Consider the following 24181-nt stretch of genomic DNA (forward strand, 5'->3'; position numbering starts at 1 on the left):
AAGGGTTCTGGCTGCGTAGGCTTGCCGGGTCGCCCGAAAGCCATCGAATCAAAAACCATCCGGTTGTAGAGACAGGGCATGCCCTGTCTCTACGTATTCGTGATTATTCCGATCGTAATGATTTCACGGGATTCATCAGGGCGGCTTTCACACTCTGGAAACTCACCGTCAGCAAAGCGATGCCTATGGCCAGCAAACCCGCCAGGGCGAACATCCACCATTCGATGTCGATCTTGTAGGCGAAATCCTGGAGCCAGCGGTTCATGACATACCAGGCAATTGGCGACGCAATCAGGATGGCAATGCCCAACAGCTTCACAAAATCGGTGGATAACAGCGTGACAATACTGGCCACCGACGCGCCGAGTACCTTGCGAACCCCAATTTCTTTCGTACGACTCTCTGCAATGAAGGTAGCCAGTCCAAATAGACCCAGGCACGAAATAAGTACGGCCAGGGCCGCAAACAGGCCAAACACCTGCCCCGTGCGAACGTCGGTTCGGTAGGTGCGGGTGAAAAAGTCATCCATAAATTCATAGTCGAAGGGCAGGTCGGGAAACGTTTGCTTCCAGAGTCCTTCAATTTGGCGAACGGTAGCCGGAACAGTCCCCGGTCGCACTTTCACCGAAAGCATGCCCGTTGCGTCGTTGCTTAGTGAAAACAGCAGGGGGGCAATCGCATTCCTGAGGTTTTTTTGGTGATAATTGGCCACTACGCCAACGACCGGACCCCGTTGCGGCACTTCGCGGTAATTGCCCGTCTGGTCGTACTCGAAGGTGTAATAGCCGAGCATTTTTCCGTTCAGGCTTTTCCATCCGAAATAGGCCATGGCGGCTTCATTGACCAGAAACGCTTTTCGGTCGGCGGGGCGGCTGGCGTCCAGATTACGGCCCTGTTTGAGTTTAATATCGAATGTGTTCAGGAAATCTTCGTCGATCATCTGGCGGCTTATGCTCAAATCCGTAACCCCCGGCGGGGCGTAGTCGCTCACCAGTTTATCGGCGATCAACGCACCACTGCCCGGCACGCTCAAACTCCGGGAAGCGACAACAACGCCCGATAGTTGCTTCACCTGGTCTTTAAACCGCAGCTTAACCGGTTCCGGCGCATCGCGCAAATCCATTACCATCACCTGTTCGCGGTTGTACCCCAGCTGTTTATGCTGAACGTAGTCCAGCTGACTATATACCACCAGCGTAGCCACGATCATGACAATCGACACCGCAAACTGACCCACTACCAGCCACTGCCGGAGCAAAGGCGCTTTTCGGGTCGTTGCCAGCCCAAGGGAACCTTTGAGAACCGAAGCCGGTCGGAACGACGATAGCACAAAGGCCGGATAGCCACCCGCCAGCAGGCATAATACGCTGATTCCTGCCAGCAGCCATAGCCCGTTCCGGGGTGTAAACAGTGTCGTTAATACCAGTTGCTTTTCGGCCAGTTGATTGAACGCCGGCAGTAACGCCGGCACAATCAGGGCAGTAAAGGCCAGAGCGAGTAGCACAAATAGCAACGTTTCGCCCATGAACTGGCGGGTTAGTTGGCCAAATGTGGAGCCGAGCACTTTCCGAACCCCTACTTCTTTGGCCCGTCCGGCAGCGCGTGCCGTAGCCAGGTTAACATAGTTGAAAGCCGCCAGCAATAAAATCAATAGGGTTATTACCGAAAAAATGGTCACGTAGGTGAGCCGGTTCGAGGCCACCAGATTGGTTTTGAGATACAGGTCGGTTAGCGGAATAAGGTGCAGTTTCCAGACGCCCACATTGGGGTCGTTGAGTTGTTTGAGGTAAGCCGGAAACTGTGCTTCAATGGCTTCGGGTTTGGTGTTGGGTGCCAGCAGGAGGTACGTCCAGGCGCTCCCGCCCCATAGATTGGTGGTTACGTCGTAGCCAATCAGTTCATTGGCGTTGGCGTAGCTGGCCAGAAAGTCGATGTGCTGATGCGAATTGCCCGGCAGGTTGCGCATAACCCCCGTTACGTGCAGGGTGTATTTAGCATTGTAACGCATTAGCTGACCAAGCGGATTCTGACCCGGAAAATATTTTTGAGCCATCGCTTCGGAGAGCACCACACCATATCGTTCGGTTAGTGCCGTCCGTGGATTTCCCAGAATGAGTGGAAACGTAAACACGTCAAAAGCAGTACTGTCGGCGAAAAAGAAGTTGTCTTCGTAGGCGGACGTTGCCTGATACGTAATCAGCGGACGCGCTTTGTGAAGACGTACCATCTGCTCCACCTGCGCAAACTGCTGTTTCATATCGGTGCCTACCTTGCCGCCCGACGTAGCTGCCGTTTCGAATTGCTGAAGCAAAACAATCCGGTCGGCTTTCTGGTGGAATTGGTCATAGGTAAGCTCATCGAGTACGTAGGCTGTAATCAGTAATCCGCAGGACAAACCCATTGTCAGACCAACCAGGTTGATAAGGGTATACAGCTTATACCGATATAGATTCCGCAGGGTGATTTTGATGTAGTTGGTTAGCATAAGTAGGTAGGAGTTAGGAGTTGGTAGCGAGGAGGGAGGAGTTGCTGTCCGCGGCTGTACGGGCGGCCCCGCGCAGCCGCGGACGGTCGGCGGACCGGCGTGTGGTGCCGCCGGATGGCTCCTCGCTCCTAACTCCTAGTACTAATCGTGTCATTCCGATCGCAACGATTTTACCGGGTTCATCAACGCAGCCCGCACACTCTGGAAACTCACCGTCAGCAAAGCGATGCCTATGGCCAGCAAACCCGCCAGGGCAAATATCCACCATTCGATGTCGATCTTGTAGGCGAAGTCGGCGAGCCAGTTGTTCATGGCCCACCAGGCTAGGGGGGAAGCAATGACGATGGCGATCAGGACCAGTTTCAGGAAGTCTTTGGAGAGCAGGCCAATGAGGCTGGGGATACTCGCACCCAGCACTTTGCGGACACCGATCTCTTTGGTGCGCTGCTCCGCCATGAAAGCGGCCAGCCCGAACAGGCCCAGACACGCAATCAGGATGGCGAGGGCCGCAAAAGTCAGAGCGATGGTGCCGATCCGCTGTTCGGCGCGGTACATCTCGTCGAAACTATCGTCCATGAATTTGTAGGTGAACGGCTGGCCGGGAGCCAGTTGCTTCCACTTCGCTTCGATCTGCTGCATCAGAACGGGCAGGTTCGTGCTGCTCACCCGGAACGAGGCCGCTCCCGAGTTGGCATCCAGCACCAGCGACAGCGCCCCGATGTTGCGCCGGAGCGACTCGAAATGGAAATTTTTGACAACGCCGATGACCGTATACGTTTTTCGGGTTTTGCCCTCGGCGTCATTGAAGCGCCAGACGTGCTTACCAATAGGGTCTTTAAAGCCCAGCATTTTAACAGCGGCTTCGTTCAGCAGCATCCCGGATGAATCGGAACCGAAGCCCTGTGAGAAGTTCCGGCCCGCTATCACCTGAATGCCCAGCGTTTTTACATAGTCATAATCGACGCCCCAGTTTTGCATGCTGGCCCCCTTGTTCATGTTTATCTGGCCCTCCGGAAAGAACGTATTGTCATTTCGGTCGGAGGGGGTGGGCAGGTAACCGGAGAGGCTGCCGCTCACCACGCCCGGCAGGCGCAGCACTGCCTGCTTGAAGGTTTCGGCCTGTTTGCCTACCGAATACAGGTCGTTGATGGTCAGGACGTGGTCGCGGTTGAAGCCTACGCTGGTCGTTTGAATGTAGGTGAGCTGCCGATACACAATGATGGTCCCGACTATGAGCACGACCGACATCATAAACTGAAACACCACCAAGCCACTGCGTAAGCTGACCGCCCGGAAATTCATGCTTATGCGGCCTTTGAGCACCGAAATGGGCTGAAACGAGGACAGGAAAAAAGCCGGGTAACTGCCCGCCAGCAAGCCAACAACAATCGGCAGGGCAATGAGAATTGGTAACAGCACGGGTGTGATTAACTGAGACAGGCTGATTTCCTTAGCCGAGATGTCATTGAAGCCCGGTAGTGCAACGGCTACGATACCGATGGCCAGCACCATCGCCAGCACCGTTGTCAGTACCGATTCGGTCATGAACTGGCCTACCAGCTGCTGCCGTTCCGAGCCCATTACCTTTCGGACGCCAACTTCTTTGGCCCGGTTCGAAGAGCGTGCCGTAGCCAGATTCATGAAGTTGATACAGGCGATAAGCAAAATGAACAGGGCTACCGCCGAGAAGATATAGACGTACTGAATGTCGCCGTTGGGGGCCAGTTCGATCTGTTGTTTGGAATGCAGATGAATGTCGGTGAGGGGAATGAGCCAGAAAATCATCTTATTGTTGGCTTTCCGGAACTGCTCAAGTGACGTACCCACCATTTGCAGCAATTGCGGCCCCACGTACTTCTCGATAACCGCGTCGAAGTTTTGGGAGAATACCGCAGGGTCCGTATCCGGTTTCAACCGTATGTAGGTGTGGTAGTTGGTGCTGAGCCACTGTCCCCAGGGGTAGTTGTCGCTGAGCATCGTCACGAAGAAATCGGTGCGGAAATGGGCGTTCCGGGGCATGTCGCGCATGACACCCGTCACTTTATAATTCTCCTTATTGGCGAAGATCAGCGTCTGGCCCAGGGCGTTCTGGGTGCCAAAGTGCCGCTTTGCCGCCGACTCGCTGATCACCACCGTGTTCGGCTCCGTCAGTGCCCGTTTGGGATCGCCCGCCACAAAGGGCAGGGTAAACACATCGAATACCGTAGAATCAGCAAACATGATGTCGCTCTCCCGGAGGTTGGTTGTTTCCCCCGCTTTCTTCACCAGCCAGTTTCCTCGCTGGTGCAGCCGGACAAACTGTTCCACCTGCGGGTAGTCTTTTTTCAGGGTGGGCCCCAACGGGTCGGGGGCTGTGGCGAAGTGCATGTCGTTGCCCCCGAACTTAATATCGGACTGTATCCGGTAAATGCGGTCGGCGTTGGCGTTGTAGCGGTCAAAGCTCAGCTCGTCCAGCACATACAGCAAAATAAGCAGGCAGCAGGACAGGCCAACCGCAAGTCCGAAGATGTTGATAAACGCGAATCCCTGCTGTTTGCGCAGGTTCCGCCAGGCGATTTTGAGGTAGTTTGTTAGCATGATTTTGAAGGGAGGATGGAGGAGAGGGAGAAAGGAGGAAAGGGAATAAGGGAGAGGTATTTTTCTTTGTCCCTTTCCTCCTTCCTCCCTCTCCTCCTTTTATTCCGTTTTTAACGATTTTACGGGATTCATCAGCGCAGCTCGCACGCTCTGGAAACTTACTGTCAATAGGGCAATGCCCACGGCCAGCAAACCCGCCAGCGCGAAGACCCACCACTCGATATTGATCTTATAGGCGAAGTCGTTTAACCACTTGTCCATGGCATACCAGGCGATGGGAGAGGCTAGTAGCAGCGCTACCCCAACGAGTTTCAGGAAGTCTTTGGAAAGCAAGCCTACAATGCTGAAGACACTCGCACCCAGCACTTTGCGAACGCCGATCTCCTTAGTCCGTTGCGCCGTCGTGTAGGCCGATAAGCCGAACAGACCCAGGCAGGCCAGGAAGATGGACAGGAACGCGAAAACACTGAAGATGCTGCCGGTTCGCGTCTCGGCCGCGTATAGTTTGTTGAATTCTTCATCCATAAACGCATAGGAGAACGGCCGGTCGGGGATGAGTGTCCGCCATTTGCTTTCCAGAAACTGAAGTGTGTTGGGTAACTGGCTACCCGACAGTTTGACCAGTAGAATCTCACCGCCATTCTGCGGGAAAAGCACCAGCGGGCCAATCTTCTGCTTCATCGACGCGAAGTGAAAATCGGCGACAACACCTTTGATTTCCCCCAGCCGCCCATTCATATCCAGCCACTTGCCAACGGCCTGTTGCGGTGTCCAGCCCAGTTCTTTTGCCGCCGACTCATTGAGGATAAACCGACTTCGGGTGAGGCTATCATTGTCTGTGCGCGAAATACGGTCCATATCGGCAGCATTTATGTTGCTTCCCGCAATCAGTTGCAGACTCATGGCGGGCACATAATCTTCATCAATGGACAGCCCGGCTACCATCTTCCGCTGATCGGCCGCCATGTTAGCACTGCGCATCCCATACCCGCCTTCCACAAACACGGGCGAATCAGACGCCAGTGATACATGCTGTACGTCTGCATTTTGTCGAAATTCACTTTTAATGGCGGCTATCTTCTCATTGACCTGCCTGTCGACGGGCAGCAGCAGGACATGGTCTTTGTTGTAACCCAGTTTCTTTTGCTGAACGAAAGCCAGTTGATTTCGGACCAAAAGTGTGCTGATGATGAGGAAGGCCGTGATCGCGAATTGAAACACAATCAGCGCCCGGCGAAACTGGCCCGCTCCGGCAGTTTTCAAATGCCCTTTCAGAACGCGGACCGGCTCAAACCGCGCCAGCACCAACGCCGGATAACTGCCCGCTATCAGGCTGACGATCAGCCCAATCCCAAGCAATAGCAGAATGTTGCGAGGCTCGAACCAACTGCCAATGGTAAACTGCCGATCAGACAGTTCATTGAATACCGGTAACGCCAGGGCAGCCAGCAGCAGGGCCAGCACCAGCGCGAGGGACGTTACAATCACCGATTCGCCAATGAACTGCCCAAACAGTTGCCCGCGCAGGGCACCCATCACCTTCCGAACGCCCACTTCCTGCGCCCGCTCTACCGCCCGCGAGGTCGCCAGGTTGACGTAGTTGACGCAGGCGATCAGCAGAATCAGCAGGGCTATCGACCCGAAAATGTAGATGTAGGTCAGGTCGCCGTTCGGCTCGAAACTGCCCTCTACCTCGGAGTGCAAATGAACCCGGCGCAGCGGCTCCAGATTATACGTCAGGTAGCCCCCCGCCGACATCTCCTCCTTGCCGAATTGGGTCTTCATAAATCCCGGAATTTTGGCCTGTAGTGGACCCGTATCTTCGGGTTTACTGAGCAGCAAATAGGTGGCGTAGTTGGATGAAAACCACTCTTCGGTTTGGGCTGCGGGCAATGTCAGGAAAGACGTCAGCAGGTCGTATTTGATCTGGGAGTTAGCCGGACTGTCTTTTACCACCCCCGTAACGGCATAATCGCGAAACGAACCGCCCGTGTTGATCCGAAGCGATTTGCCAACCGGATTCTCGTCGCCAAAGTATTTCCGGGCCGTACTTTCTGACAGCACCACCAGGTTGGGACCAGCCAGCGCGGTTCGTGGATTGCCTTGTACAAGCGGAAACGAAAAGATTGTAAACAACGCTGAATCGGCGAAAACGATCCGCTTTTCGCTGAACTGACGATCGCCGGTATTGACCACTCCATCCCGGTTAATGAGCCGGACGCCCGATTCTATTTCCGGAAACTGCCGCCCAAATTCCTTCACGACTTTGGTACCCGTCTGGGGTATTTTAGCGACTCGGCCTTCCATGCTGAATTCCATCGTGACCCGCACGACGCGGTCGGCTTTCTGCTGGAAATCGTCGTAACTCAGTTCATGCGTGATGTACATGAACAGCAGCAGGCACGACGCCAGCCCCACCGCCAGCCCGACAATGTTGATACCGGAGAACACCTTGTTTCTCCACAGGTTTCGAATCGCAATTCGGAGGTAGTTAGTTAGCATAAGTAGTTAGGAGTTAGGAGCGAGGAGGTAGGAGTTGCTGACGCAAGTTGTGCTGCCGGATGGCTCCTCACTTCTCGCTCCTGGCTCCTCACTCCTATCCGTATTATTCCGACCGCAGCGACCTCACCGGATTCATCAATGCAGCCCGCACACTTTGAAAACTCACCGTCAGCAGGGCAATGCCGATGGCCAGCAAACCCGCTACCACAAAGACCCACCATTCGATGTCGATGCGGTAGGCGAAGTCCTGCAACCAGCGATCCATCACATACCAGGCGATGGGCGAGGCAATCACAATGGCTACCAGCACCAGCTTCAGGAAGTCTTTGGAAAGCAGGGCAACCAGGCCCGGCGTCGACGCACCCAGCACTTTTCGGATCCCGATTTCTTTGGTACGCAGCCGAATCACATACATGGCCAAACCCAGCAGGCCCATACAGGCGATGAAAATGGCCAGCATGGCAAAGACACCGAAAATCCGTTGCGCCACCTGTTCGGACTGGTACAACGCGCCCCAGTCGGCATCGAGGTATGAATAATGAAACGGCTGGTCGGGCAGATACCGCTTCCAGACGCCCTCGATCTGGCTAACGACACTACCCGGCGCATCAGCCTGTACGCGAACGACAAATTCATTATTTCGTCGGCCAAAAAGCCGGTCATTCAGCACGAACAGCGGGCCGATGCGCTGATGCAGGGAGCCAAAATGAAAGTTACGGACGATGCCCACCACCGTGTAGGTAACGGGCGGACCACCACGCTGGGCAAAGTTGTCGGGACTGGCGATTTGCTTGCCGATGGGGTCTGTCAGCCCGACCTGCTTCACGGCTTCTTCGTTTAAAATCACGGACAGCGAATCATCGAACTGCCGGGTGAACGGTCGCCCGGCCAGCATGTTCATGCGCAGCGTTTGCAGGTACTGGTCGTCGACGACACAGCCTTTACCGGTTAGGGTTTCATTTTCGCCATTTTTTCGAAACGTAATTCCGAAGAATCCTTCTTCACCGGGGGCACTGCTGGTGGCACCGACGTTGCTTACACCCGCCAGTTTAGCCACTTCCTGCTTGAAGGATTCGGTATTCTTGTCCAGCGAATTGGCGCCCCTGATTTTAATTACCGACTCTTTCGAGAAACCCAGTTCTTTCTGCTGGATGAAGTCCAGCTGACTAAACACGATAATGGTGCTCACGATGAGCAGAACGGAGACGGCAAACTGAAACACCACCAGTCCGTTGCGTAAGACATGCCCCTGACGCGTTGACGAAAACTTCCCTTTCAGCACCTTGATTGGCTCGAAAGCCGACAGTACACCCGCCGGATAGCTACCCGCCAACAGCCCAACGGCCACGGCACCACCCAACAGCAAGGGCAGCGTTTCCCAGCGAACCAGCGTAAACAGCGTTAAGGATTTTCCGGCCAGCGTATTAAACGGAGACAGTAAAATAGCCACCAGTAAAACGGCTATAATTAAGCTAAACAGGCTTAGCAGTACTGATTCTGTTAGAAACTGAGCCGCTAACTGGCCCGTCGTTGATCCGAGCGATTTACGGATGCCCACCTCCCTCGCCCGCTCCGACGAACGGGCCGTAGCCAGATTCATGAAGTTGATGCAGGCAATGAGCAGGACAAAGGCGGCAATAATGGAGAAAATCGACACCAGCGACCGGCTGCCGTTGGGCTCGTGTTCGGCCTCAAGGTGCGAGTCGAGGTGAATGCTTTGAAGCGGTTGCAGGAAATAGAAATACCCGTTTCCGGCTTTGAGGTAATCCCGGAACGAGACGCCGAACGTGCGTTCCACTTCCCCGGCTGCGTATTTCTCGACAACAGTGGGCAGCTTTCCTTCAACCGTTTCGGGGCTGGTGTTTGGCTTCAACAGGAGGTACGTATGGGCCGAGAAACTGATATGATTGGGTGGCTCGGCTTCCGGACCGCGCGCCGATACCAGAAAATTGAAGGTGAAATGGGCGTTCTGAACGGGGTCGGCACAAACGCCCGTTATCTCCAGCTTTGGCCCTTGCACGATCTCCAGGATTTTGCCGATTGGATTGGTCGTGCCGTACAGGCGGCTGGCCGTGCGCTGGGTCAGAACAACCGTATTCGGACGGGTCAAAGCCTTGTCGGCCTGGCCGCGCGCAAAGGGCATTTGAAACACCTGAAAAAACGTTGAATCGACGCCCAGGGCACCCCGTTCTTCAACCGTCCGCCCATCGATTTTGAGCAGGGTAGGCTCGTTGTTATTGCCGAAGGTGAAGACCCGCGTCGTTTGCTCAATCTCAGGAATCTCCTTCTTCACCGACTGAGCGTATGAAGAGGGTATAATCGCGTATTTCGTACTACGACCCGGATACCGTCGTTCCAGCGCCATGCGGTAGATGCGCTCCCCGTTGGCCCAATGCCGGTCGTAACTCAGCTCATCCGTAACGTACAGCACAATGAGCAGGCAGCTCGCCATGCCAATAGCCAACCCCGACAGATTGATAGCGGTGTTGGCCTTGTGTTTCGCCAGATTGCGAAGGGCGATTTTGAGGTAGTTCCGCAGCATAGGGGAGAGGGGTGGTATTAGTAGTGAGTAGCGAGGAGTGAGGAGGGCTGACGCATGTTTTTGCTGATGCGTCAGCCCTCCTCACTCCTCACTACTCCGTTTTTAAACTTTTCACCGGGTTCATTAACGCGGCTTTGATGCTCTGATAACTTACCGTCAATAGCGCAATGACAATGGCCAGCACACCGGCCAGGGCGAATACCCACCACTCGATGTCGATCTTGTAGGCGAAGTCGGCGAGCCAGTTGTTCATGGCCCACCAGGCCAGGGGCGAGGCAATGACGATGGCCGCTACGACCAGTTTGAGGAAGTCTTTGGAAAGCAGGGCTACAATACTGGCTACGCTGGCCCCCAGCACTTTTCGTACGCCAATTTCCTTGGTGCGCTGCTCAATGGTGAGCAGCGCAATGGAGAACAGGCCCATGCACGAGAGCAAAATGGCAATGCCCGCTGCCGATGAGAAGATGGTCGACAACCGCTGTTCTTTCCGGTACCAGCGTTCGGTGTTTTCATCCAGAAACGACCCGATGAACTCCTGCTTGGGCGCGATGGTCTTCCAGGCACTTTTGATAGTTTCCATGGCGCCCGTCAGGTTCTGCGGATTTACCCGGACAAGGATGTACTGAATCGGTGCGCTGGACTCCATTTGCAGCGTAATCGGCTTGGCTTCCTGATGCAGGGAATACAGATTGAAATCCGACACAACCCCTACAATCTGATATTCCTTTTGATCGGGCTTTATGTATTTGCCGACGGGGTTAGCTTCGCCCAGTGCTTTGGCCATACTCTCCGTAATCAGCACCGCCGAACTCGAATCGGTAGCGAAGGCCGGACTGAAATCGCGGCCTTTCAGGAGCTTGATTCCCATTGTTTTGAGATAGTCAGTGTCGATGCGGAGCCAGTCGCAGGTGATATCGCGTTTGCCATACAGGAACCCGAACATCATCCGCGACGAACTGCCGTCCAGCCCCGCGCCGATGTTCACGCCCGACCCGGATACCGCCGTAATGTTGGGCTGGTTCGCCAGGCGGTCGCGCATGGCTTTCAGGGCAACGGTACCGTTGAGTTCCCCACCCACCGGAATACTGATCACCTGCTCTTTGTCCATACCCATGGGTTTCTGCTGCAGGTAACTAATCTGCTGACGAACGATCAGCGTACAAACAATGAGCAAACAGGCGATGGTAAACTGTGTTACGATCAGTGAGTTGCGCACCAATCCCGGCTTGCTCATTTTTACCCGGCCTTTTAATACGTCTACCGCGTTAAAGCGCGTCACGAACCAGGACGGATAGCCGCCCGCCACCAGCGTAATCAGCAGAAAACCGAGGGCCGTTACGACCAGAACGGTTGGCGTGAGGAAATTGTCCAGTGTCAGGTAGCTTCGGAACAGGCGGTTAAAGGTAGGCAGCACCACATAGGCCAGCCCAAGACCAATGAGTAGCGCACCGAAGCACAAGAGCAGTGTCTCACCCCAGATCTGACTAAACAACTGTCCTCGTTGGGCACCCAGCGATTTACGAACGCCCACCTCCCGCGCCCGCGAGAGCGACTGCGCAATGGTCAGGTTGATGAAGTTGATGCAGGCAATGGCCAGAATAAACAGGCCGATGAGCAGCAGGGTGTATACGTACGCCCGGCTGATTCCGGCGCCATGCGTGGTAACGGTGTCGAAATGGACATCGCGCAAGGGTTCCAGAAGAAGGCTGCGCTGGTAACCCAGTTCATTTTTCGGGTAGCCCTGTTTCTGCCGGTCTTTAATGTCAGTCGCAAAGTATTTATCCATGAACGCCTGGGTTCGGCGTTGCAGCGTTTGGGCGTCGGTACCGGCTTTCACCATGACATACACATCATGGTTGCCGTGATCCCAGCGGGATTTGAACTCCTGATAATCGCCCGCGTTATCGCTGCGGATGAGCGCGTCGAAATCAATGGATGAGTTTTTAGGGGCATTGCTGATGACGCCCGTAACGGTAAATGCCTGCCAGGCATCGTTCATGCGGAGCTGGAGGGGTTTGCCGATGGGGTCTTCCTTTCCGAAAATATCCGTCGCCATGCGTTCGCTGATGACGATGTCGCTCAGGCTGTTCATGGCGGTGCCGGCGTTCCCCTTCCGGAGCGGGAAGCTGAACATCTTCAGGAAATCCGCATCCGCCATACGGACATCCTTGGTGTAGGTCTGGCTGTTGCGCCGAACACTCGCGCTCCGGTCGAACCAGCGCGTAACCCCTTCAATTTCGGGGAATTCGGCTTTGAGGGCGGGTGAGATCGGGTAGGGCATGGTGCTCCCTTTATCCGTCGTGCCATCGCGGTTGGTCGATAGGAAGTTCAGCCGGAAAATGCGGTCGGCTTCCGTATGAAAGCTGTCGTACGACAGTTCGAAGGTGGCCGTCAGGAATAAAAGCACGCAGGTTCCGAATGCCACCGACAGCCCGACGATGTTGATGAGCGTGTGCGTGCGATGTTTCCAGAGCGTGCGCAAGGCGACTTTAAGGTAATTGCGGAACATGAATGTTTTCGTTAAGTTTGTCTAAAACGCTGTCTGTTATGTACTTTCCTTCTGTAAGTGGCCCTTCCGTTGTTGGCGAAGATTTTGGTGTCTGGGCTCCTGCCGATCATCAGCGGATTATCGCTAAGTTGACCGTCGGTTTGGGTGTTCTTTACTATCGGGAAAAAGCTATTCATCTTGAGCCCCTGCCCGAAACGATGCTCGATGATGCCAAAGCGAGTCTTGTTCCAGATTTATCTTTAGTCAATAACGTATTGAGTGAAACGCCAATAATCATTGAAGTATGTAAGACTGCCGGGCTAAAAGGTGATCTTAGAAAAGTGATTCAACTAATAGATGATGATCTATATGGTATTCGTGAAGGTTTCATATACGATTATCATACGAGTAAGTGGCTGAGCTATCGGTTTGGCGACGGCGGCCTGACCACCGAATCGTCATTCTCTGAGATACTGAACCTCGATATGAATGATTTTCTGCTGTAAAATTCATTCGGTTGCGTTTTGCGCATTGCATAGGGACAACGCCTGCGTTGTCCCTACAGGCGTTGTCCCGAAAACAGGGGCAAATCATTCAGATCGTAAACTCGTTACCGGGTTCATCAATGCGGCTTTGATGCTTTGATAACTTACCGTCAGGAAAGCAATAACAACGGCCAGTACACCCGCTACCCCAAAAATCCACCAGGTCAGGTTTTCGCGATAGGCAAAGGTCTCAAGCCATTTGCTTAGCGCCCACCACGCCAGCGGGGTAGAGAGCACCAGGGCAATCAGCACCAGCTTCAGGAAGTCTTTGGAGAGTAGACCAATGATGTTCGTGACCGATGCGCCCAGTACCTTCCGCACGCCAATTTCTTTGGTGCGCTGCTCAGCCGTGAAAGCTGCCAGACCGAACAGACCCAGGCAGGAAATCAGGATCGCCAGCATACCGAAATAGTTGACAAGCGTGTGTACCTGCTGTTCGCTCCGGTACAGGCTTTCAAATTCTTCGTCCAGAAAATGATAGGTAAACGGATAATTCGGGTTGAACTGCTTGGCCAGCTTTTCGAGGTCGGCGATGGCGTTGGACGCTTGCCCGGCGCGGGTTTTCACGAGCAGGTAACTCGTGTTTCGGCTGTCGAAGCAAAGAATAAGCGGGGCGATTTCCTGGTGCAGCGAGTTGAGGTGAAAGTCTTTCATTAACCCAATGATCTTGCCTTTTCCCGGCCAGAACTGCACATCTTTCCCAACCGGATCCTTCATACCCATGAGTCGGGCAGCGGCTTCGTTGATGAGGTAGTTGGTCGAATCGGCGGGGCTGTCGATGCGGAAGTCGCGCCCGTCGACCAGTTTGATGTTCATGGTTTTGGTGAAGTCACCCCCAACAAACATGCACGATACATTGGTTTGCAGGTTGGGGTCTTTACCAGTCCAATTCAGGTCGCCGGAGGAGCTTTGTACATTTACCGGGAGCGACATGGCCGTGGTGGCCGATGCAATGGCTGGCTGGCGCATCACTTCCTGCCGGAATGCTTCTACCTTTTTAGGTTGTGCAATTTCACCTTCCAGCGGCATGTAAACGACATTTTCGCGGTCAAGTCCCAGGTTCTTGGTCCGGAGATAGTTCATCTGTCGACCAATGGCCAGTATGCCAACGATCAGAAAAATCGACAGCGAAAACTGAAAGACAACCAACCCCCGCCGGAACAGAGCCGGTGTCAGGAAAGATCGGCCGCTGCTGACCTGTACCCGCCCTTTTAAAATCTTGATCGGCTGTAGTGACGACAGGAAAAGCGCCGGATAACTACCCGACAGAAAACCGGTGATCAGCACCAGCACCAGAATGGTGAGCCATAGCGTCGGTTCGGTGAGGTTGAGCGTTAATTGTTTTTCAAAGGTTGTATTGAAGGTAGGCAGCACACACCAGACGAACCCTACGGCCAGCACAATGGCCAGCCCGCTCGTGAGCATCGACTCGCTCAGAAACTGTCCGATCAACGACGACCGCAGGGCGCCCACTACTTTCCGAACGCCCACTTCCTTCGCCCGCATTGCCGACTGGGCTGTGGCGAGGTTCATGAAATTGATGCAGGCAATGAGCAGCATGAACAGCGCGACGATGGAAAAGATCCGTACATACTCAATGCGCCCGCCCACCGATACGCCATTTTTGTACTCGGCATATAAATGTAGGTCCGTGATGGGCTGCAGGATGGGACGGCCCGTCTCGAAGTTTTTACCGGCAAAACGGGGATAGATACGCGCCAGCGCTTTCTCGGCCTGTGCCATCGTTGTCTTTGGCTTGAGCCGGACGAAGGTTTGAAACGAGTTGTTACCCCAGGTTTTCATCCAGTCCTGCTCATACGCTTTCCAGTTCACCAGCCAGTCGAACTGAAGCGTCGAGTTGGTGGGCAAATCTTCCAGTACTGCGCCCACGACATAGAATTTGTTGTTGTCGAGTTGCAGCGTTTTGCCAAGGGCTAATCCATTCGGAAAAAACTTCTCCGCCACTTTCCGCGTAATGACGATCTGGTTGGGTTGTGCCAGCGCGGCTTTCGGATTTCCGTAGACCGCAGGCAGATCAAAGACACCAAAAAAATCGGCGGTAGCGTAATGGCCTTTTTCCTTGGCCGCCGTTTCGCCCACTTTCACAAGCACTTCGTTACTGAAATTAATCTTCGTCGCAGCCGCTACTTCCGGTACATCTTTGGCGATGGCTTCCTGTAAGGGGCCCGGTGTGACGGTGTTCGTCACCGTTTCGCCATTATAGGGAAAATTGACCCGCACGTAGTAGATGTTCTCCGCGTCGTTCAGAAAGCGGTCGTAACTCAGTTCATCCTTCACCCAGAGGCCAATCAACAAGCTGCATGCCATGCCCAACGCCAGCCCGAAAACGTTGATGGATGAGTAGAGTTTGTTCTTCATCAAACTCCGAAACGCGATTTTGACGTAGTTGCGGAACATAAGTGTTAACCAGGATTTTCAGGATTTAAATGATTTTCTTGAACCTCCCCAAGAGATTGGTTTAAAGTCTATTTAGGAGACCTAAAGAAGTCTGAATAAGGAATTGCAGCATAATCAGGAACATCATTCAAATCCTGAAAATCTTGGCGGGGCCGCCCCCGCGGTTAGACGTGGAAATTTTCCGTGACCACTTTGCCATCGAACAGGTTCACGATGCGATGCGCGAAACCGGCGTCGTAGGGTGAGTGGGTTACCATGATGATGGTGGTGCCTTCGTCGTTCAGTTCGCCGAGGAGTTTCATCACTTCCTCGCCGTTCTTCGAGTCGAGGTTACCCGTCGGTTCATCGGCCAGAATCAGTTTGGGTTTGGCAACTACAGCCCGTGCAATGGCCGTCCGTTGTTGCTGACCGCCCGAAAGCTGCTGTGGGAAGTGATTGCGCCGGTGCATGATGCTCATCCGCTCCAGGGCTTCTTCCACGCGCTTTTTCCGCTCGTCGGGGGGCGTTTTCAGGTACAGCAGGGGCAGTTCGACGTTTTCATACACGGTTAGTTCGTCGATCAGGTTAAAGCTCTGGAACACGAAACCGATGGAGCCTTTGCGGAGTTGTGCCCGCTGGCGTTCGGTCATTTTGGCGACTTCCGTGCCGTAGAAATTGTACTCGCCTTCACTGGGGTTGTCCAGTAGACCCAGGATGTTGAGCAGCGTGGATTTGCCGCAGCCCGACGGGCCCATGATGGCAACGAACTCCCCGTCTTTGACATCCATGTTGATGCCATTGAGGGCGGTGGTTTCTACTTCTTCGGTCGAGAAGAGTTTCTGAAGGTTAATTGTCTGGATCATATTTTAGGGGGAAAGGGAGGAAGGGGAGGAAGGGGACGAAAGGGATTATTGCGTAGATTCGATCTGTACTCACCTCACTCCTAATTTCATGGCTAAAGTTGAAAAGTTTGAAGATTTGCTGGTTTGGCAAAAGGGATTATCCCAAGCAATTGATTTATACAAATTACTCGCTGATTGTAAAGATTATGGCTTACGCGACCAGATGCAGCGATCATCCGTATCTGTTCCATCTAATGTAGCGGAAGGATTTGAGCGACATACCAATAAAGAGTTTATTCGATACTTACGCATTGCCAAAGGCTCTAATGGTGAATTACGAACACAAATCCATCTTGCCATAGGTGTCGGTATTCTATCGGTAGATGCTGGTGACGAACTACTGGCAAAGAGTCGCATAATCTCGTCAATGTTGCAAAATCTAATCAAAACACGGGAAGAGAGATTTTCTTAGAATGAGGAAGGAGAAAAGAGCGAGAGGGCAATATACAAGTCAGCCTTTTCCCTTTCCTCCCTCTCGTCCCTCTCCTCCTTCCTCCCCTTTAAAACTCCAACACCTCATTATCACCAAAATTCTCGTAGCTGCTCGTGATCACCTGCTCGCCGGGTTGGAGGCCGTCCAGCACTTCGTAATACTCCGGGTTTTTACGGCCTAGGGTAATCTGACGTTTCACCGCCCGCTTACCTGACCGGTCGACCACGTACACCCAGTTGCCGCCCGTATCGGAGAAGAAGCCGCCGACGGGGATGAGCGTGGCTTTGGCCGCTTTGCCCAGCTCCAGCTGAATCGGCGACGACTGACCCCGTTTAATGCCCTCGGGCGTACCTTTCGGGAAGATCATATCAACCTCGAACCGACCGCTTTTTACTTCGGGGTATACCCGGCTGATTTCAAGCTCGTGCATTTTCCCGTTGAATTCAAACGAGCCTTTCAAGCCCGAAAATACCCGGCTGATGTAGTGTTCATCGACACCCACCCGCATCTTGAATCCGTTCAGGTCGTCGATCTGGCCGATGTTCTGGCCCCGGTTGATGTTCGAGCCTACTTCCACGTCGATGCTGGATAACTGGCCCGACACAGGCGCTTTGACCACCAGGTTATCGAGTGTCTGCTGCCAAAGAGCCACATTTTTCTGTGTACGTTGCAAGGTGCCCTCCAACTGTTTGATCTGGAACTTGGCATTCTCCTCCTGGTATTTCTGGGTTTCGATCTCGATGACACGCTGGCCGGCCAATCGCTCGTAAGCCCGTTTAGCTTTCAGGTAGTCCTCTTCAGAGACCACTTTGTCTTTATATAACTTAGCCTGCCGGTCGTAGGAATCTTTAGCCTGATCGATTTGTGCGTCGAGGTCAGCCAGTGTTTTACGCAGAGTAAAGCGTTCAACCTGAAGGCGTTGTCGTGTATTTTGCAGGTCGTTGACGAGTCGGTTAGCTTCGGTTTCCGATTGCAGAAAACTCAGTTTCAGGCTCTGGTTTTCAAGTTTCAGCAGCACTTCCCCTTTTTTGACCATGGTGCCGCCTTCCACCAGTTTCTGGGTAACGTAGCCCCCTTCGATGGCATCGAGCCGGATGGTTTTCAGCGGTTGTACCACACCCGTGACGGCGATGAAATCTTCAAAAGGACCTGTAGATACAGGTGAGATGGTTATTTTGTCTTTCTCGACATTTAGTTTCGACCGGCGATCGGCAAAGAAAAGTGTGTAAGCCAGTAAGCCGATGACCAGCGTTCCGCCCCCGAAAAGAGCCAGTCGCTGGGTTGTCCAAAATCGTTTAGGTAGTACGCGATCCATTACTGTAAAGAGCGAAAGAATGAAAGAGTGGGCTAAAACGCAGGCCCAGGCTCGAAGCTCGTTCGCTGTTATGCCAAGTGCCAATAGTCATGCCAACCAAATGACATCTCTGATAATCAATTCCTTAAGTGAGTGGCCTTTTGGCGTCGTGTCCGCTTTCGGACGGAAATTGTCCGCTTTTACGGGCCTCATGAGCACTTTAATGTCATGCTGGAACGCCAGCCCGGTCGTTCACTCGTTCACTCTTTTACTCGTTGGTCCTACCTCAGCCAGCACATACGGCTCCAGTGTTTGCGAGCGGGTGGCGGGGTTTAAAAAATCGTAGGATAACTGACTGACGTGGTAATAGGGGAACACGGCCAGATGCTTGACCTGAAACCCACGCGATTCCAGTGAATCGGCCTCCGCACCGCTGGTAAATACCTGCCGGGAGCCTGACTGTAGCTGAAGCTTGAGGGCCGAATCGGAGCGGGCGTATATGGTAGGGGAGCGCACATAAAACTCGTACGACCAGAAACTGCCCCCGCCCACACCCGTGCCAGGTTCGTACAGGACGGTTGGCCGTTTGGCGAGTTTAGTGTCGTCGTTGACGTATTGAGCCCCCGCCATACCAGCCTGATACCGCAGAAACGTCGGGTACAGAAACAGGTTCAGCGTACCGGCCAGCACCAGCATGGCCCCCACCATGCGCCCCAACAGGGATAAGAGTGTATTTTGCCGGAAGAGCGTAAAAGTTGCCAGGGTTATGACGCTAACTAAAACTACGGCGCCCACCACGTTTTCGGGCTGAACGAATACCAGCAGGGCAATAGACAGGCCTGCAATCAGTAAGCCGATAATCGTCTGCCCAATAGTCCACCGGCGAAGTATGGCAGGGGATAGGCCAATCAGAAATTGTGCTGTGATGACCGCGAAGAACGGGAACACGATGTTCATGTAGTGGGGCAACTGAAAGCCCGAAAACGAGAACAGCAGGAAGGTCAACACGCCCGATCCCAGCGAAACGAATTCGATACCGTTCGCTGAAACTGGGTCTTTTCGCCGTTTGATGAGATCCCGAATCATCTTTCCGATCCCGATATACAGCGGTAGCGACCAGGGCAAAAAAGCCCAAAGCAGCGTATGGACGAAAAAAAGCTTATCACCTTCACCCTTGATCGGCCCCGTATTGAAGAACCGCCCAAATTGGCTGTCCCAGAAAAAGAAGCGAACGCCCGATACGCCCGTCCGCCCGAAAACAACCTTTTCGGGGTGCACATCGAACTGTTGGTAGAGACAGTAGATTTCGGGTAGGGTAAACGCAAAAGAGAGAATTACAGCCACAAACCAGCGGAGCTTGAGCAGCTCCCGCCACTGGCCCGTTAACAACCAGTGAATAACCAAGCCGCCACCGATGGGGATAAGCACAAAAACACCTTTGGTCATCAGCGCGCAACCCGTCAAAAGGGAACCGGTAACGAGGTGAAGCCAGCCCTGAGGAAGGCCATGTCTTAAAGATAAAGAATTCCTTTCACCCAAAAACACCCGGTAAAAGTGGTAAACCGGGCCAATGATCAACGGCATCAGGTACGGCTCGGCCCGCACATCACTATTGGATAAAACGCCGTGAAAAGCGGTCAGCAAAACCAGCGTGGCCACTTGTGCCGTCACTTTGGGATATGTCAGCCGGGCAAATTTATAGGTGTATACCGCACTGCCCAGGAAGAACAGCAGGGCCGGAAACTTGTAGCCAAACGTATTGACGCCGAAGACTTTGTAACTCAATGCAATGACCCAGAACGGAAAGTGCGGCTTGTCGAGCCAGTCGCTGCCCACGGCATAGAGGTTGACAAAGTCGTTGGTTTGCGCCATTTGTTTCGCTATACAGGCATAAAGTGCCCCATCAAGTTCCATAATGGCCGGAAACAAACCGGTAGCGTTTAACAGGACACCCACCGCGACAAGTGCATAAAACCAGCGGTCGTCAATAGAAGAGGAATTTGTAGTCATTGGTAATAGGTGGTAGTCGACGGCAGACAACGGACATCCGTTCTTCTAATGGGCATGTACGCTTCGGCAACAACTACATCGGTTGATACTACATAATGACCACCAATGCGAATTAATGACCGCTCAACGACTTTTGACGGGTCAAAGTACGGAAGAAAACCGTAATTCGTTGTTGAATCAGTACCCTGGTGCAACAAATCCTTCCTACTTCTATCTTTGGAACATGCAAGATGCCAAACTCTTACTCGTCGACGATGATCCCGACGTACTACTCGCAGCCCGACTGTTGCTGAAACGGCACGTGGGCGCGGTAGACATCGAGAAAAATCCTGAAAAACTACCTTTTCTCCTCAATAATAACCACTATGATGCCATCGTGCTCGACATGAATTTTCAGCGCGATGTCAGCAGTGGACGGGAGGGGTTTGCCTGGCTTGATCGTATTTTAGATATTGACCCAAAAGCGCGGGTAGTGCTGTTTACAGCCTATGGGGATGTTGAAATGGCCGTGCGCGCCATCAAAGCCGGAGCCGTTGATTTTGTGCTGAAACCCTGGCAAAATGATAAGTTTCTGGATACGATTCGCGGAGCCGTAAACGGGAAGAAGGAAGAAGCAGAGGAACGGGAAGATAGCCAGAAATCCAGCCGGAAAAAGGGAAGTTCGGGCAGCACTTCCATCATTGGCAACGCCATGCGCCCGATTCTGGAGACGGTTGAGCAGGTAGCGCCCACGGATGCCAACGTCCTGATTCTGGGCGAAAATGGGACCGGTAAAGACTTGGTTGCGCGGGCTATTCACGACAACTCACACCGAAAAGATAAGCCCTTCGTGAGCGTTGATGTGGGTGCCCTGACCGAAAGTTTATTCGAAAGCGAACTATTCGGCCATGTGAAGGGGGCCTTTACCGATGCCCGTGACGACCGCGCCGGACGGTTTGAAGAAGCCAACGGCGGCACAATTTTCCTCGACGAGATTGGTAATCTCACTCCGTCGCAGCAGGCCCGGCTCTTAACGGTGCTGCAACAGCGGCAGGTAACCCGCGTTGGCTCAAATAAAGCCCGCGCTGTCGATGTGCGGCTCATTTGCGCCACCAATGCCGACCTCAACGAGCGCGTGGCCGAGCGTGGTTTCCGGCAGGATTTACTCTATCGGATCAACACGATCGAACTGCATTTACCCCCTCTGCGCGAGCGTCCGTCAGATATTGGACCGTTGGCTGAGTTTTTTCTGAAGAAATACGCCAAGCAATACAATCGTGCTGTGTCGGGGCTAAGTCCGGCGTTGCTGGCCGAGATGAAACAATACCGCTGGCCGGGTAATGTGCGGGAGTTGCAGCATGCCGTCGAACGTGCCGTCATTTTAGCACGGCCGGAATTGACGTCGGGTACGCTGCTGGAACCGGGAAATTTTGTATTCCGGAAAGATGGTAGTGCGGCTTCGCCCGTCAACGAAACCCTGCAACTGGAAGATATGGAGCGCCAACTGATTCAGCAGGCGATGCAAAAACACCGGGGTAGTATTACTGACGTAGCGCGGGAGTTGGGGGTATCGCGGCAGGCGTTGTATCGGCGCCTGGAGAAGTTTGGGTTGTAAGAAGATTTAGGTCGCTCTATTTCAGACGGTCAAGTAAGAGTTTTAAAATTTGTTCTTGCGTTTGTGTGAACTGCGTGAATTTTAGATTTACTTCTTGAAACCCATTTCTCATTTCTTGCCGTAGCTCAGCTTGGTCGCTGGTTAGTTGATCCAACCGGCTATCTACTTGCTCAAACCGGCTGTCTATTTGCCCAAACCGACTGTCTACTTGCCCAAATCGTTCATTCATTTCTGTTCGTAGCCGGTCGATTTGATGTTGCTGCTGGCCAAATTGTTGCCGCATTTCTACTGTTAAATCGGCAATGCCTTTGGCCGCAATTTTAGCGTTTGTATCAGCACGGGTGGCTATTTCAAGAATCTGCCCATTCGACTCAATCAGACGGTCTGTTTTTAAAGCTACATCAGCTAAGATGGGTTCAATCTGGTCGAGTCGCTTATCGGGAGTCATGTGGCGATTAGTTTTTTGTAAATATACAAGTTAGTCGACAATCGTTACAAACCTCTTTCCAAATTTATATCAAATATAAAGATCTAAATCGTCTTGCATAACTCTTCCGCAATCGCTTCCTGCGCCAGCTTTACCACCTCATCGGGTGTACGGCCTGCGGGCTCAATGCCGGGTAATACCGTCCACGACATTTTAGAAAAGGATCTTAGTGGAAACAGGCCTTGCGGATTGAAATGACCCGTTCCCCGAATGGTGATGGGTACCACCAGTGCAGATGGCGCCCGTTTCAGTAAAGTCGCCACCCCACCCGTTACAAACGGGCGCATTTGCCCCGAGGCCGACCGTGTGCCTTCCGGGTAAATCACGGCGGAGAGGTTTTGCTGCTGAATGAGTTTACCCAACCGGGCAATTTCTACGATGGCTTGCTTAGGGTCTTTGCGGTCGATCAGGGCCGCGCCACTTTTACGCAGGTTGTACGACACGCCGGGAATGCCGTGAGCCAATTCGATCTTGGAAACGAACGTAGGCGTATGCCGACGCAGAAACCAAATGATGGGCGAAATATCGAACATACTCTGGTGATTGGCTACGAAGATAAGCGGCCGGCCGGTGGGAAGGGTAGTGAGCGGCCGAAAGCGGATGGTACTGCCCGTCAGGTACCAGCCGTAGGCGATGAAAGCATTCATCCAGTCGACCGTTTTTTTGTGGGCCGGACGGCCAAACAGATTGAAAGCGGTTGCCTGCATAACATGGAAAATACACAATACCAATCCGAAATAGAGGAGGTAAACGCAGCTCAATACGTAATCTAAAACTTTTTTCATAGGGCCTACAGGCGTCAGCGAAGCAGCTAGTGTAGCCCAAAAATAGCAAGGAGACGTTTATTGTACGGAAGAAAAACGAATGCGAATCAAAAACATCGGTTCTTTTCCGCGAACTTTGCCGGATACTGGGATATATCGACTCCTTTCTTTGTTACTTATACATGATACTATCTGGCACACGTTTGGACGTAATGCGATTCGTCGGTGAAAAAATCGATGCATCGGTAGATGAGTTTCTCAAGCCGATCGAAACCAATTGGCAACCCGCCGATTTGTTACCCGATTCGACGAAAGAATCATTTTTGGACGAAGTTAAGTTACTCCGCGAAAGCACCCGCGAGTTATCTTACGATTACGTAGCCGTGCTGGTTGGCGATACAATTACTGAAGAAGCCTTGCCAACGTATGAATCGTGGCTGATGGATATGGAAGGCATTGAGCAGGGCAGCACAACCGGCTGGACACGCTGGATTCGCAGCTGGACGGCCGAGGAAAATCGCCACGGCGACCTGCTGAATAAGTTTCTGTACCTATCGGGCCGGGTAAATATGCGGGCCATGGAAGTGTCGACGCAATACCTCATTGCTGATGGTTTCGACATTGGTACCGGCAAAGACCCGTACCGGAATTTCGTATACACCTCGTTTCAGGAGCTGGCCACCAACGTATCGCACCGCCGGACGGCCACGCTGGCGAAACAGGCGGGCTGTAATCAACTGTCGAAAATATGCGGTGTGATTGCCTCCGACGAGATGCGCCATGCCAAAGCCTATAAAGACTTTGTTCGTCAGATTTTCGAAGTCGACCCGTCTGAAATGATGCTGGCTTTTGAAGACATGATGCGCAAGAAAATCGTCATGCCCGCCCACTTCCTCCGCGAAAGTGGCGTAAAGATCGGCCAGACATTCAGCCACTTCTCCGATGCCGCTCAGCGGTTAGGCGTTTACACCACCTACGATTACATCGACATCGCCGAAGCCCTGCTGGTCGACTGGCAAATAGATACCATCACCGACCTCAACGATGCCGGTCAGCGTGCCCGTGATTATGTGATGGCCTTACCCGCTCGTCTGCGCCGGATTGCCGACCGGACCAAGGTGCCCACGCTTGAGTATCCATTTAGCTGGATAGCCGGGTAAT

16 protein-coding genes are annotated in these 24181 nt (G+C 53.2%); 4 read left to right on the plus strand and 12 right to left on the minus strand.

What is annotated here, in order from left to right:
* Window positions 1–103: 103 nt before the first annotated feature.
* The 6 genes from ACYVJM_RS13200 to ACYVJM_RS13225 all read right to left on the minus strand — a co-directional run bounded on the left by ACYVJM_RS13200 (window position 104) and on the right by ACYVJM_RS13225 (window position 12615).
* Entirely contained in the window at window positions 104–2485 is a 2382-nt protein-coding gene (locus ACYVJM_RS13200; protein ID WP_461148714.1) for an ABC transporter permease, read from the minus strand.
* A gap of 13 nt (window positions 2486–2498) precedes the next feature.
* Entirely contained in the window at window positions 2499–2639 is a 141-nt protein-coding gene (locus ACYVJM_RS13205; protein WP_461148715.1) for a hypothetical protein, read from the minus strand.
* On the minus strand, window positions 2636–5062 hold the full coding sequence (locus ACYVJM_RS13210; protein WP_461148716.1) for an ABC transporter permease: 2427 nt from the start codon (window positions 5060–5062) through the stop codon (window positions 2636–2638). The genes ACYVJM_RS13205 and ACYVJM_RS13210 overlap by 4 nt, the downstream gene beginning before the upstream one ends.
* A gap of 99 nt (window positions 5063–5161) precedes the next feature.
* On the minus strand, window positions 5162–7564 hold the full coding sequence (locus tag ACYVJM_RS13215; RefSeq protein WP_461148717.1) for an ABC transporter permease: 2403 nt from the start codon (window positions 7562–7564) through the stop codon (window positions 5162–5164).
* Between the two features lie 103 nt (window positions 7565–7667).
* Entirely contained in the window at window positions 7668–10106 is a 2439-nt protein-coding gene (locus ACYVJM_RS13220) for an ABC transporter permease (RefSeq protein ID WP_461148718.1), read from the minus strand.
* A gap of 91 nt (window positions 10107–10197) precedes the next feature.
* Entirely contained in the window at window positions 10198–12615 is a 2418-nt protein-coding gene (locus ACYVJM_RS13225) for an ABC transporter permease (RefSeq protein WP_461148719.1), read from the minus strand.
* Window positions 12616–12653: 38 nt separating this feature from the next.
* On the opposite strand from ACYVJM_RS13225, the gene ACYVJM_RS13230 reads away from it, so the two are divergent.
* On the plus strand, window positions 12654–13100 hold the full coding sequence (locus ACYVJM_RS13230; RefSeq protein ID WP_461148720.1) for a hypothetical protein: 447 nt from the start codon (window positions 12654–12656) through the stop codon (window positions 13098–13100).
* An 84-nt stretch (window positions 13101–13184) separates the two neighbouring features.
* Here ACYVJM_RS13230 and ACYVJM_RS13235 read toward each other — a convergent pair whose 3' ends face one another.
* Together ACYVJM_RS13235 and ACYVJM_RS13240 are read right to left on the minus strand one after the other, a co-directional pair.
* Complete coding sequence (locus tag ACYVJM_RS13235; protein WP_461148721.1) at window positions 13185–15557, minus strand: ABC transporter permease; 2373 nt, start codon at window positions 15555–15557, stop codon at window positions 13185–13187.
* Between the two features lie 164 nt (window positions 15558–15721).
* A complete protein-coding gene (locus ACYVJM_RS13240) occupies window positions 15722–16399 on the minus strand; it encodes an ABC transporter ATP-binding protein (protein ID WP_012929072.1) in 678 nt (225 codons plus the stop codon).
* Between the two features lie 88 nt (window positions 16400–16487).
* Here ACYVJM_RS13240 and ACYVJM_RS13245 point away from each other — a divergent pair, with 88 nt between their 5' ends.
* Window positions 16488–16850 (plus strand): four helix bundle protein, encoded by a 363-nt coding sequence (locus ACYVJM_RS13245; RefSeq protein WP_461148722.1) that lies wholly within the window; start codon window positions 16488–16490, stop codon window positions 16848–16850.
* An 88-nt stretch (window positions 16851–16938) separates the two neighbouring features.
* On the opposite strand, the gene ACYVJM_RS13250 is transcribed toward ACYVJM_RS13245, so the two are convergent.
* Together ACYVJM_RS13250 and ACYVJM_RS13255 are read right to left on the minus strand one after the other, a co-directional pair.
* Window positions 16939–18186 (minus strand): efflux RND transporter periplasmic adaptor subunit, encoded by a 1248-nt coding sequence (locus tag ACYVJM_RS13250; RefSeq protein ID WP_461148723.1) that lies wholly within the window; start codon window positions 18184–18186, stop codon window positions 16939–16941.
* Window positions 18187–18417: 231 nt separating this feature from the next.
* Entirely contained in the window at window positions 18418–20175 is a 1758-nt protein-coding gene (locus ACYVJM_RS13255) for an ArnT family glycosyltransferase (RefSeq protein ID WP_461148724.1), read from the minus strand.
* A gap of 223 nt (window positions 20176–20398) precedes the next feature.
* Here ACYVJM_RS13255 and ACYVJM_RS13260 point away from each other — a divergent pair, with 223 nt between their 5' ends.
* Entirely contained in the window at window positions 20399–21769 is a 1371-nt protein-coding gene (locus ACYVJM_RS13260) for a sigma-54-dependent transcriptional regulator (protein ID WP_461148725.1), read from the plus strand.
* Between the two features lie 16 nt (window positions 21770–21785).
* Here the strand turns inward: ACYVJM_RS13260 and ACYVJM_RS13265 are convergent, their stop codons facing one another.
* Both ACYVJM_RS13265 and ACYVJM_RS13270 read right to left on the minus strand, forming a co-directional pair.
* A complete protein-coding gene (locus tag ACYVJM_RS13265; RefSeq protein WP_461148726.1) occupies window positions 21786–22217 on the minus strand; it encodes a hypothetical protein in 432 nt (143 codons plus the stop codon).
* An 83-nt stretch (window positions 22218–22300) separates the two neighbouring features.
* Complete coding sequence (locus ACYVJM_RS13270) at window positions 22301–23041, minus strand: lysophospholipid acyltransferase family protein (protein ID WP_461148727.1); 741 nt, start codon at window positions 23039–23041, stop codon at window positions 22301–22303.
* A 161-nt stretch (window positions 23042–23202) separates the two neighbouring features.
* Here ACYVJM_RS13270 and ACYVJM_RS13275 point away from each other — a divergent pair, with 161 nt between their 5' ends.
* The gene (locus tag ACYVJM_RS13275) at window positions 23203–24180 is read left to right on the plus strand and encodes an acyl-ACP desaturase (RefSeq protein WP_461148728.1); all 978 of its coding nucleotides are present in this window, start codon (window positions 23203–23205) and stop codon (window positions 24178–24180) included.
* The last annotated feature ends 1 nt before the right edge of the window (window position 24181 follow it).

This window comes from Spirosoma pulveris (genome assembly GCF_054781875.1).

What these genes read in the sequence shown, in the direction of transcription:
- ACYVJM_RS13245 (WP_461148722.1), top strand. Translation starts at nt 16,488, where the DNA reads ATGGCTAAAGTTGAAAAGTTTGAAGATTTGCTGGTTTGGCAAAAGGGA.
- ACYVJM_RS13230 (WP_461148720.1), top strand. Translation starts at nt 12,654, where the DNA reads ATGTACTTTCCTTCTGTAAGTGGCCCTTCCGTTGTTGGCGAAGATTTT.
- ACYVJM_RS13240 (WP_012929072.1), bottom strand. Translation starts at nt 16,399, where the DNA reads ATGATCCAGACAATTAACCTTCAGAAACTCTTCTCGACCGAAGAAGTA.
- ACYVJM_RS13205 (WP_461148715.1), bottom strand. Translation starts at nt 2,639, where the DNA reads ATGACACGATTAGTACTAGGAGTTAGGAGCGAGGAGCCATCCGGCGGC.
- ACYVJM_RS13235 (WP_461148721.1), bottom strand. Translation starts at nt 15,557, where the DNA reads ATGTTCCGCAACTACGTCAAAATCGCGTTTCGGAGTTTGATGAAGAAC.
- ACYVJM_RS13215 (WP_461148717.1), bottom strand. Translation starts at nt 7,564, where the DNA reads ATGCTAACTAACTACCTCCGAATTGCGATTCGAAACCTGTGGAGAAAC.
- ACYVJM_RS13265 (WP_461148726.1), bottom strand. Translation starts at nt 22,217, where the DNA reads ATGACTCCCGATAAGCGACTCGACCAGATTGAACCCATCTTAGCTGAT.
- ACYVJM_RS13210 (WP_461148716.1), bottom strand. Translation starts at nt 5,062, where the DNA reads ATGCTAACAAACTACCTCAAAATCGCCTGGCGGAACCTGCGCAAACAG.
- ACYVJM_RS13275 (WP_461148728.1), top strand. Translation starts at nt 23,203, where the DNA reads ATGATACTATCTGGCACACGTTTGGACGTAATGCGATTCGTCGGTGAA.
- ACYVJM_RS13270 (WP_461148727.1), bottom strand. Translation starts at nt 23,041, where the DNA reads ATGAAAAAAGTTTTAGATTACGTATTGAGCTGCGTTTACCTCCTCTAT.
- ACYVJM_RS13250 (WP_461148723.1), bottom strand. Translation starts at nt 18,186, where the DNA reads ATGGATCGCGTACTACCTAAACGATTTTGGACAACCCAGCGACTGGCT.
- ACYVJM_RS13200 (WP_461148714.1), bottom strand. Translation starts at nt 2,485, where the DNA reads ATGCTAACCAACTACATCAAAATCACCCTGCGGAATCTATATCGGTAT.
- ACYVJM_RS13255 (WP_461148724.1), bottom strand. Translation starts at nt 20,175, where the DNA reads ATGACTACAAATTCCTCTTCTATTGACGACCGCTGGTTTTATGCACTT.
- ACYVJM_RS13220 (WP_461148718.1), bottom strand. Translation starts at nt 10,106, where the DNA reads ATGCTGCGGAACTACCTCAAAATCGCCCTTCGCAATCTGGCGAAACAC.
- ACYVJM_RS13225 (WP_461148719.1), bottom strand. Translation starts at nt 12,615, where the DNA reads ATGTTCCGCAATTACCTTAAAGTCGCCTTGCGCACGCTCTGGAAACAT.
- ACYVJM_RS13260 (WP_461148725.1), top strand. Translation starts at nt 20,399, where the DNA reads ATGCAAGATGCCAAACTCTTACTCGTCGACGATGATCCCGACGTACTA.